This is a genomic window from Streptomyces sp. LE64 (assembly GCF_052606915.1).
Window position 1 is genome coordinate 6,454,710 of sequence record NZ_CP199708.1, and the last position, 11,823, is coordinate 6,466,532.

Here is an 11,823-nt window from a genome sequence, read left to right on the forward strand (position 1 = left end):
ACCGAGGTGACGAGGCAATGGGGAACGACGACAGGCTGAGGGACTACCTCAAGCGGGTGACGGCCGACCTGCACCGGACCCGGCAGCGCCTGACCGAGACCGAGACGGCGGCCCGCGAACCGATCGCCGTCGTCGCCATGAGCTGCCGGTACCCGGGCGGCGTGCGGACGCCGGAGGACCTGTGGCGGCTGGTCGCCACCGGCACCGACGCGATCACCGGCTTCCCCGACGACCGCGGATGGGACCTGGACCACCTCGACGACCCGCAGCAGCTGCGCAGCGGCACCAGCTACGCCGCGCGGGGCGGCTTCCTCGACGACGTGCAGGGGTTCGACCCCGGCTTCTTCGGGATCTCGCCGCGCGAGGCCCTGGCGATGGACCCCCAGCAGCGGCTGCTGCTGGAGACCACCTGGGAGGCGTTCGAACGCGCCGGCATCGACCCGGCGTCCCTCCGGGGGAGCCGGACCGGGATCTTCGCCGGAGTGATGTACCAGGACTACGCGGTGCGGTTGCGCCGGGTCCCCGACGACGTGGCCGGCTACCTCGGCAACGGCAGTTCCGACAGCGTCGCCTCGGGCCGCATCGCCTACACCTTCGGCCTGGAGGGCCCGGCGGTCAGCGTCGACACCGCCTGCTCCTCCTCCCTGGTCGCCATCCACCTCGCCGCCCAGGCCCTGCGGCAGGGCGACTGCACGCTGGCCCTGGCCGGCGGCGCGATGGTGATGTCGACGCCGGTCCCGTTCGTGGAGATGAGCCGACAGGGCGGCCTGGCCAGGGACGGCCGCTGCAAGTCATTCGCCGCCGCCGCGGACGGCACCGGCTGGGGCGAGGGCGTGGGCGTGCTGCTGCTGGAGCGGCTCTCCGACGCCCGCCGGCACGGGCACCCCGTACTCGCCCTGATCCGCGGCACCGCCGTCAACCAGGACGGCGCCAGCAGCAGGCTCACCGCGCCCAACGGCCCCGCCCAGCAACGGGTGATCCGTCAGGCACTGGCCAACGCCGGGCTCGCCCCCACCGAGGTGGACGTGGTGGAGGCGCACGGCACCGGCACCCCGCTCGGCGACCCGATCGAGGCACAGGCCCTGCTCGCCACCTACGGCCGGGAACGGCCCGCCGACCGACCGCTGCTGCTCGGCTCCTTGAAGTCCAACATCGGCCACACCCAGGCCGCCGCCGGCGTCGGCGGCGTCATCAAGGCCGTCATGGCCATGCAGCACGGCACCGTCCCGCCGACCCTGCACGCCCAGGACCCGTCCCCGCAGATCGACTGGGCCTCGGGCGCGGTGCGCCTGGTCACCGCGAGCACCCCGTGGCCGGACACCGGACGACCCCGCAGGGCGGCGGTGTCCTCGTTCGGCGTCAGCGGAACCAACGGACACGTCGTCCTCGAACAGGCCGACGCCCCGACCGGGCCGGCGGACGACCCGGCCGCGGAAGCACCGGACGCCGAAGCCGGCACCGGACACCCCGTCCTGCCCTGGGTGCTCTCCGGCCGTACCGCCGGGGCGCTGCGCGCCCAGGCCGAACGGCTCCGGGCCCACCTGGACGCCCGCCCCGGATGGCGGCCGGCCGAGGTCGGGCACGCCCTCGCGACCACCCGCGCCTCGCACGAACACCGGGCGGTGCTGATCGGCACCGACCCGGACGGCTTCCGCCGGGCACTCGACACCCTGGCCGCGGACGACACCGCCCCCTGCCTGGTGCGCGGCACGGCCGGAGCGGGCGGCGAAGTCGCCATGGTGTTCCCCGGACAGGGGTCCCAGTGGGCCGGGATGGCGGTGGAACTCCTGGACTCCGCACCGGTCTTCGCGGCCCGCGTGGCGGAGTGCGAGCGCGCCCTCGCCCCCTTCGTCGACTGGTCGTTGGAAGCCGTCCTGCGCGGCGAGCCCGGAACCCCGCCCCCCGAGCGGGTGGACGTGGTCCAGCCGGTGCTCTGGGCGGTCATGGTCTCCCTCGCCGAACTGTGGCGCTCCCACGGCGTCACCCCGGGCGCCGTCGTCGGCCACTCCCAGGGGGAGATTGCGGCGGCCTGCGTGGCGGGCGCCCTCTCGCTGGACGAGGCCGCACGGGTGGTCACCCTGCGCAGCCGGGCGATACGGGACCTGTCCGGCCGCGGCGGCATGGCCTCCGTGGCCCTGCCCGCCGACCGGGTCGCCGAGTGGCTCGCCCCTTGGACCGGCAGGCTCTCCGTCGCCGCGGTGAACGGCCCCGCCTCCACCGTGGTCTCCGGGGACGCCGACGCCCTGGAGGAGTTCCTCGCCCGGGCGACCGCCCGGGAGGTGCGCAACCGGCGCATCCCCGTCGACTACGCCTCCCACGGCGCCCACGTCGAGGACATCCGCACCGAACTGCTCGCACGGCTCGACGGGCTGAACCCGAGCGCATCCGGGATCCCGTTCTACTCCACGGTCACCGGCGGCCTCCTGACGGACACCTCCGTCCTGGACGCCGACTACTGGTACCGGAACCTGCGCGGCACCGTCCGGTTCGAACAGGCCACCCGCGCCCTGCTGGCGGACGGCTACCGGGTGCTGCTGGAGAGCAGCCCCCACCCGGTGCTCACCGTCGGCGCGCTGGAGACCGTCGAGGACGCCGGCGCCGACGCCACCGCCCACGGCACGCTGCGCCGCGGCGAAGGCGGACTCCACCGGTTCACCGAATCCCTCGCCGAACTCCACCTGCGCGGGGTCCCCTTGGACTGGGACGCCGTCTTCGCCGGGCGCCGTCCCGGGACGGTCGACCTGCCCACCTACCCGTTCCAACGGGAACGGTACTGGTTGGAGGACGGAGCCGAGCCCGCCGCCGACGTCACCGCCGCCGGCCTGGCACCCGCGGACCACCCGCTGCTGGGCGCGGTCGTGGTCCTCGCGGACGGCGACGGCCTCCTGCTCACCGGACGGCTGTCCACCCTGACCCACCCCTGGCTGGCCGACCACGCGGTCCGGGGCAGCGTGCTGCTCCCGGGAACCGCCTTCCTCGAACTCGCACTCCAGGCCGGAGCCCGTGTCGGCTGCCCCCGGGTCGAGGAGTTCACCCTCGAAGCACCCCTGCTGCTGGCCGGCTCCGGCGGGACGATGCTGCGGCTGACCGTGGGCGCCCCCGACCGGCACGGACGCCGCCCGCTGAGCCTGCACGCGCAGCCGGACGCACCGGCCGGCGAGGGCGGCGAGTGGGTCCGGCACGCCCGGGGCGTCCTGGCCGCCGAGGCCCCGACGACCGCCGCGGAGGACACCGGGCTGACCGCCTGGCCCCCGCCCGGGGCCGAACCCGTCGCCCTCGACGGGCTGTACGACCGCTTCGCCGAGGGCGGATTCGCCTACGGCCCCGCGTTCCAGGGCCTGCGCGCCGCCTGGCGGCGGGGCGAGGAGGTCTTCGCCGAAGCCGTCCTACCGGACGGGCCCGCACCGGCCGCCGACCGCTTCGGCCTGCACCCCGCGCTGCTGGACGCCGCCCTGCACGCCACCGGACTGCCCGGCGCCGCCGGCACCGAGGAACACCCCGGGGGACGGCTGCCGTTCTCCTGGAACGGGGTCACGCTGCACGCCACCGGCGCCGACGCGATCCGGGTCCGGCTCACCCCGGCGGGACCCGACGCGGTGACCCTCCAGGTCGCCGACCCGACCGGCCGCGCCGTGACCACGGTGGACTCGCTGGTGCTCCGGCCGGCCGCCGCCGAAGGGTTCGCCCCCGCCCGCGACGGTCGCCGCCACCACCGGGACCTGTACCGGGTGGAGTGGGTCCCGGCGCGTTCCACCGGCGCCGAAGCACCGGCCCGGCTCACCACCGACCTGGCCTCGCTGGTGGCCGAGGTGGACGCCGGTGCCCCGGTGCCCGAGACGGTGTTGCTGGCCTGCGCGGAGCAGGAGGACGACGGCGACCCGGCCGCGGCGGCCCGAACCTGCGTGCACCGGGCCCTCGCCGACGTGCAGACCTGGCTGGCCGACGACCGCTTCGCCGGATCCCGACTGGTCTTCCGCACCCGAGGCGCGGTCAGCGTCACCGGAGGAGACCTGCGGAACCCGGCACAGAGCGCCCTGTGGGGCCTGGTCCGCTCCGCACAGTCCGAGCACCCGGACCGCTTCGCCCTGCTCGACCTCGACCCGGCCGACGAGTCCGGGACCTCACCCGGCGTGGCGGCGGCCCTCGCCACACGGGAGGCCCAGTCGGCCGTGCGCGGCGACCAGGTCCACGTACCGCGTCTGGCCGGGGTTCCGAGCGACGCCCCCGGCCGGCCGACCGCACCCGCCCGACCCCTGGACCCGGACGGCACGGTCCTCGTCACCGGCGGCACCGGCCTGCTCGGCTCCCACGTCGCCCGCCGGCTCGCCGCCCGGCACGGCGTCCGACACCTGCTCCTGCTCTCCCGCAGCGGCCCGGCCGCCGAAGGCGCCGCACACCTGCGGACCGAACTCGCGGCCCTGGGCGCCGACGCCAGGATCGTCGCCTGCGACGCCGCCGACCGCACCGCCCTCGCCGCCGTGCTCGCCGACCTGCCGCCGGCGCACCCCCTGACCGCGGTGGTCCACACCGCGGGCGCCCTCGACGACGGCGTCGTCACGGCCCTCACCCCCGCACGGGTGGACGAGGTCCTGCGCCCCAAGGTCGACGCGGCCCTCCACCTGCACGAGCTGACCCGCGGACGGGACCTCGCCGGCTTCGTCCTCTTCTCCTCGGCCGCCGGCACCTTCGGCGGCCCCGGGCAGGCCAACTACGCCGCCGCCAACGCCTTCCTCGACGCCCTCGCCGAACAGCGCCGGGCCGCGGGACTGGCCGGCCAGTCCCTGGCCTGGACCCTGTGGGAGCAGGCCAGCGCACTGACCGGCCACCTGGACGACGCCGAGGTGCGACGCATCGCCCGCTCCGGGATGCAGCCGCTGGCCACCGAGCAGGGACTCGAACTCTTCGACACGGCCCTCACCGTGGACCGCGCCGTCCTGGTGCCGATGCGCCTGGACACCGCCGCCCTGCGCTCCGCAGCGGCGGCCGGGACGCTGCCGCCGCTGCTGCGCGGCCTCGTCCGGACACCACTGAGGCGGGCGGCGACGGCCACCGAGGCGACGGCTGACGAGGACGCCCTGCGCCGGCGCCTCGCCGACCTCGACGGCGCCGGACGGATGCGGATGCTGCTCGAACTCGTCCGCACCCGCACGGCCGCGGTCCTGGGCCACGCCTCCCCGGACGACCTGGACCCCGGGCGGGCCTTCCGCGAACTCGGCTTCGACTCGCTGGCCTCGGTGGAACTGCGGAACCGTCTGAACGCCGCCACCGGACTCCGGCTCCCGGCGAGCCTGGTGTTCGACTACCCGACGCCCACCGCACTGGCCGGCTTCCTGCTCGCCGGACTGACGGACGACCGCACCGACTCCGCCCCTTCCGCGGGCCCCGCGCCCCGGACCTCGGACGACGACCGGATCGCGATCGTCTCCATGGCCTGCCGCTTCCCCGGCGGGGTCCGCTCGCCCGAGGACCTCTGGCGGATGCTGGCCGAGGGCCGCGACGGCATCTCCGAGTTCCCCACGGACCGGGGCTGGGGACTGGACGCGCTCTACGACCCGGACCCCGACCGGCCCGGCACCTCCATCACCCGCCACGGCGGCTTCCTGCACGACGCCGCCGAGTTCGACGCGGAGTTCTTCGGGATCTCGCCGCGCGAGGCGTTGGCGATGGACCCCCAGCAGCGGCTGCTGCTGGAGACCACCTGGGAACTGTTCGAGCGCGCCGCCATCGATCCCTCGGAACTGCGCGGTGCTCCCGTGGGCACCTACGTCGGCCTGATGCAGCAGGACTACGCGGCACGCCTCCTGCCCTACATCCCGGAGGACGTCGAGGGATTCCTCGGCACCGGCAACTCCGGCAGCATCGTCTCCGGACGCCTGGCCTACTTCTTCGGGCTGGAGGGTCCCGCGGTCACCGTGGACACCGCCTGCTCCTCCTCGCTGGTGGCCCTGCACATGGCCGTGCGGGCACTGCGCTCGGGGGAGTGCTCCATGGCCCTGGCCGGCGGCGTCAACGTGATGTGCAGCCCCGAACTCTTCGTGGAGTTCAGCCGGCAGGGGGGCCTGGCTCCGGACGGCCGGTGCAAGTCCTTCGCCGGCGCCGCGGACGGCACCGGCTTCGGCGAGGGTGTGGGGTTGGTGTTGGTGGAGCGGTTGTCGGATGCGGTGCGTAGGGGGCATCCGGTGTTGGCGGTGGTGCGGGGTTCGGCGGTGAATCAGGACGGTGCGTCGAACGGGTTGACGGCGCCGAACGGTCCGTCGCAGCAGCGGGTGATCCGGGCGGCGTTGGCGGATGCCGGTCTTGCGGGGTCCGAGGTGGACGTGGTGGAGGCGCACGGCACCGGCACCACCCTCGGGGACCCGATCGAAGCGCAGGCGCTGTTGGCGACCTACGGTCAGGACCGCCCGGCGGAACGGCCTGTGCGGATCGGCTCGTTGAAGTCCAACATCGGCCACACCTCGGCGGCCGCCGGTGTGGGCGGCGTGATCAAGTCGGTGCTGGCCCTGCGGCACGGGGTCATGCCCAAGACCCTGCACGTCGACGGCCCGACCCCCCAGGTGGACTGGTCCGCCGGGGCGGCCGAGCTGCTCACCGAGGCCGTGCCGTGGCCGGAGACCGGTCGGCCGCGTCGGGCGGGCGTCTCGTCCTTCGGGGTGAGCGGCACCAACGCCCATGTCGTCCTGGAACAGCCGCCCGTGCGGGAACCGGTCGATCGGCCCGGCGCACCGGAGCACCTGCCCGTCACCGTGGCCTGGCCGCTGTCGGCACGGAGCCCCGAGGCGCTGCGAGCCCAGGCGGCGGCGCTGTCCGGCGCAGTGGGCGAGCGGCCGGACACGCCCCCGGGCGATGTGGCGTTCTCCCTGGCCACCGGCCGTGCCGTGCTGGGACACCGCGCGGTGGTGGTGGGCCAGGGCGACGAACTGGCGGCAAGGCTCGATGCCTTGGCGCGTGGTGTGGAGTCGGTGGGTGTGGTGTCGGGTGGTGGTGTGGTGTCGGGTCGTACGGTGTTGGTGTTTCCGGGTCAGGGTTCGCAGTGGGTGGGGATGGCTGCGGGGTTGTTGGGTGAGTCGGGGGTGTTTGCGGAGCGGTTGGGTGAGTGTGAGCGGGCGTTGGCGCCTTATGTGGGGTGGTCGTTGTCGGAGGTGTTGCGTTCGTCGGGTTCGTTGGTGGGGGTGGATGTGGTGCAGCCGGTGTTGTGGGGGGTGATGGTGGCGTTGGCGGAGGTGTGGCGGTCGTGTGGTGTGGTGGTGGATGGGGTGGTGGGTCATTCGCAGGGTGAGGTGGCGGCGGCGTGTGTGGCGGGTGGGTTGTCGTTGGAGGATGGTGCGCGGGTGGTGGCGTTGCGGAGTCGGTTGGTGGGGGGGTTGTCGGGTCGTGGGGGGATGGTGTCGGTGGCGTTGGGTGTGGGGGAGGTGGGGGAGCGGATTGCTGGTTGGGGTGGTGGGTTGTCGGTGGCGGCGGTGAATGGTCCGTTGTCGACGGTGGTGGCGGGTGATGTGGTGGCGGTTGAGGAGTTGGTGGAGGAGTTGGTGGGTGAGGGGGTGCGGGTGCGTCGGATTGAGGTGGATTATGCGTCGCATTCGGTGCATGTGGAGGAGGTTCGTGAGCGGTTGTTGGTTGAGTTGGATGGGATTGTGCCGCGTTCTGGTTCGGTGCCGTTCTTTTCGACGGTGACGGGTGGGTGGTTGGACACGGCGTCGTTGGATGCGGGGTATTGGTATCGGAATCTGCGGGAGACGGTGCGGTTCGAGGAGGCGACCCGGGCCCTGTTGGGGGAGGGTTTCCGGTTCTTCGTGGAGCCGAGTCCGCATCCGGTGTTGGCGGTGGCGGTGGGGGAGTCGGTCGAGGCGGCGGGGGTGGACGCGGCGGTGCTGGGGACGCTGCGTCGTGGTGAGGGGGGCATGGAACGGCTGTTGCTCTCCCTCGGTCAGGGGTATGTGCGGGGGTTGCCGGTCGACTGGTCGGGGATGTTCCCGGGAGGCCGGCGGGTCGAACTGCCCACCTACGCCTTCCAACACCGGCGCTACTGGCTCGACGTACCGACCACCAGTTGGGACGTCTTCTCCGCGGGCCTCGCCACCACCGGCCACCCGCTGCTCGGCGCCTCGATGGAAGCCGCCGACTCCGGTGAACTCCTGCTCAGCGGAAGGGTGTCGTTGCACACCCATCCCTGGCTCGCCGACCACGCGGTGTCCGGCGTCGTGCTGTTCCCCGGCACGGCCCTGCTGGAACTGGCGCTGCGGGCCGCCGCCGAGGCGGGCTGCCCCGTGGTGGAGGAACTCACCCTCCAGTCCGCGCTGGTGCTGCCGGAGGAGGGTTCCGTCCTGTTGCAGGTGCGGGTCGGCGCCTTCGACGAGGACGGTCGCCGACCGCTGAGCGTGTTCGCCCGCAGCAGCCGGGACGACCCGGACCAGACCTGGACCGAACACGCGACCGGCACCCTCACGTCCCGGCCCGCCGCGGACGGAGCCGGAACCGGCATGCTGAGCTGGCCACCGGCCGGTGCCGAACCCGTGGACACGGACGACCTGTACCAACGCTTCGCCGAGGCCGGCTACCACTACGGTCCCGCCTTCCGCGGCATTCGATCCGCATGGCTCCGCGGGGGCGAGGTCTTCGCCGACGTGGTGCTGCCGCAGCCGCAACACGCCGACGCAGCCGGCTGCGCCCTGCATCCCGCACTGCTGGACGCGGCCCTCCAGACCGCCGCGCTCCTACCCGAGCAGGACGGCCGGGCCCGACTGCCGTTCAGCTGGGCCGGGGTGACCAGCCGGATCACCGGCGCCACCACCCTGCGCGTGCGGCTCACCGCCGACGCCGCGGACACGGTGACCCTCGCCGTTCACGACCTGGCCGGTCAGCAGGTGCTCGCCGTGGACTCCCTGACCCTGCGGCCACCGGCCGCCGGCGGGCCGCTGCCCACCACCGCCCACGCCGACCTGCTGTTCCGCCTGGACTGGACACCGGCCACCGCCCCGGTCGAGGGCTCCGTTCCCACCTGGGCGGCCCTGGGCGACGCCGTCCCCGGCGCGGAACGCTGGGAGGACCTCGACGCCCTGGGCAGTGCCCTGGACTCGGGCGCACCCCTCCCCCGTGCGGTCGTCGCGAGGGTGGCGACCACCGGTTCGGCCGACCCCTCCGACCGGATCCGTGCCACGGCCCGGGCCGGCCTCGCCCTGGTCCAGCAGTGGCTCGACGACGAGCGGTTCGCCGAGACCGCCCTGGTCGTGCTCACCGGGGACGCGGTCCGGACCCGGCCGACCGACCGCCCCGTCGACCTCGCCCAGTCCGCCCTGTGGGGGTTGGTGCGCAGTGCGCAGACCGAGCACCCCGACCGCTTCGTGCTGATCGACCTGGACCGGGCGGACGCATCGGCCGACGTCCTGTCGGCGGCCCTGGCCGGAGGCGAACCGCAACTCGCGGTACGGGCCGGGGAACTGTTCCTGCCCCGACTCGCCCGCGGCGAACGGCCGGACGGGACGCTGCCCCCACCGCCCGCCGAGCCGGCGTGGCGGCTCGCCACCGACGGTCGGGGCTCCCTGGAGGACGTGGCGCCCGTTCCCGCACCCGAGGTCCTGGCCCCGTTGGGCAAGGGCGAGGTGCGGATCGCGGTGCGGGCCGCCGGACTGAACTTCCACGACGTCATCGCCACCCTCGGCCTGGACCCGGACCCCGAGCAACAGGGCTTGGGCAGCGAGGGGGCCGGAACCGTCATCGAGGTCGGGCCCGGTGTGGACGACCTGGCACCGGGCGACCGGGTGATGGGGATCTTCCCGGGCGCCTTCGGCCCGGTGGCCGTCGCCGACCGGCGCACCGTCGCCCGCATCCCCACCGGCTGGTCCTTCGCCCGTGCGGCGTCCGTGCCGGTGGTGTTCCTCACCGCCTACTACGGCCTCTTCGACCTGGGCGGGCTGCGGCGCGGGGAGTCCGTACTGATCCACGCCGCGGCCGGCGGCGTGGGCATGGCAGCGCACCAACTCGCCGCCCATGCCGGTGCGCAGGTGTTCGCGACGGCCAGTCCGCCCAAGTGGGAGGTCCTGCGCGCGGCCGGCCTGGACGACGCGCACATCGCCTCGACCCGTGACACCGGCTTCGCCGAGCGCTTCCTCACGGCCACCTCGGGACGGGGCGTCGACCTCGTGCTGGACAGCCTGGCGCGGGAGTTCGTCGACGCCGGCCTCCGGTTGTTGCCCGGCGGCGGGCGCTTCGTGGAAATGGGCAAGACCGACGTCCGCGATCCGGAGGCGGTCGCCCGGCAGCACCCCGGCGTGCGGTACCGGGCGTTCGACCTGATGGAGGCGGGGCCGCAACGCATCGGCGAGATGCTGGCCGAGGTCCTGGACCTGTTCGCACGGGGCGTGCTGCGTCCCCTGCCGGTCACCGGCTGGGACGTGCGACGCGCCCCGGCGGCGCTGCGGTCGCTCAGCCAGGCCGCGGGCACCGGCAAGAACGTCCTGCTCCTTCCCGCCCCGCTGGACGTGGACGGCACCGTCCTGGTCACCGGGGCCACCGGCACCCTGGGACGGCTCCTGGCCAGGCACCTGGTCGCCGCGCACGGCGTCCGGCACCTGCTGCTGGCGGGGCGCCGCGGGGAGACCGCCGCGGGGATGCCGGAGCTGGCGGCGGAGCTCACCGAACGGGGGGCCGCGGTGAGCGTCGTCGCCTGTGACGTGACCGACCGCGGCGCGCTCGACGCCCTGCTCGCGACCGTACCGGACGCGCATCCGCTGACCGCGGTCGTCCATGCAGCCGGAGTCCTGGACGACGCCACGGTCACCGGGCTGACTCCCGACCGACTCGACCGCGTCCTCGGGCCCAAGGCGGACGCGGCGCTCGCCCTCCACCGGGCCACCCGGGACCGGGACCTCGCCGCCTTCGTCCTGTTCTCCTCGGGTGCCGCCCTCTTCGGCGGGGCCGGGCAGGCCAACTACGCAGCCGCCAACGCGGTCCTCGACGCCCTCGCCGTCGAACGCCGGGCCGAGGGGCTGCCCGGCGTGTCCATCGGTTGGGGGCTGTGGGAGGAACGCAGCACCATGACCGCGGGGGTCACGGCCGGCCGTGGCGCCGGAGCGGGCGCGCTGACCACGGCGGAGGGCCTCGCCCTGTTCGACGCGGCGCTGAGCTCCCCGCACGCGTACCGGCTCGCGGCCAGGATCTCCCCGTCCGTCCTGCGGGCGGGCGACCGGGTGCCCGCCGTGCTGCGCGGTCTGGTCCGGCCGGCCCGCACGGTCGCCTCCTCCGCCGCTCCGCAGACGGGCTCCTCCACGGCGCAGCAACTCGCCGCCCTCCCGGCGGCCGAACTGCACCGGGTGCTGCTCGACCTGGTGCGCGGCAGCGCCGCCGCGGTGCTCGGGCACAGTTCGCCGGAGCTCGTCCGGGCGGCCCGCCCGTTCAAGGAGATCGGCTTCGACTCCCTCACCGGGGTCGAACTGCGCAACCGGCTGGCGTCCTCGACCGGGCTGCGACTGTCGCCCGCACTCGTCTTCGACCACCCCACGCCGGAGGCACTGGCACGTCACCTCGCGGCCCGCACCGCCGCCGGCCGCCCCACGGACGACTCCGCGGTCCGCGCCGGACTCGACTCCCTGGAGACGCTGCTGGACGCGCTGCCGGAGCAGGCCGTCAGTGAGGAACTGGCGGCCCGGCTCCACCAGGTGCTGTCCCGCTGGCAGACCCGCCGGCCGTCCGACCCCGCCCCGACCGGGGACGGCCCGGACGAGTTGGCCCCCGACCGGATCGAGGCGGCGAGCGACGACGAGGTCTTCGACTACATCGACCGGCAGTTGGGACTCACATGAGCCCGGGACCGAGCACCGTTGCCCGCGC

1 protein-coding gene is annotated in these 11,823 nt (G+C 74.7%); it reads left to right on the top strand.

Annotated elements, in window-relative coordinates:
• Positions 1 to 17: 17 nt before the first annotated feature.
• Positions 18 to 11,795, top strand: a complete 11,778-nt coding sequence (locus ACSMX9_RS28510) for an SDR family NAD(P)-dependent oxidoreductase (protein WP_445398328.1) — start codon at positions 18 to 20, stop codon at positions 11,793 to 11,795.
• The last annotated feature ends 28 nt before the right edge of the window (positions 11,796 to 11,823 follow it).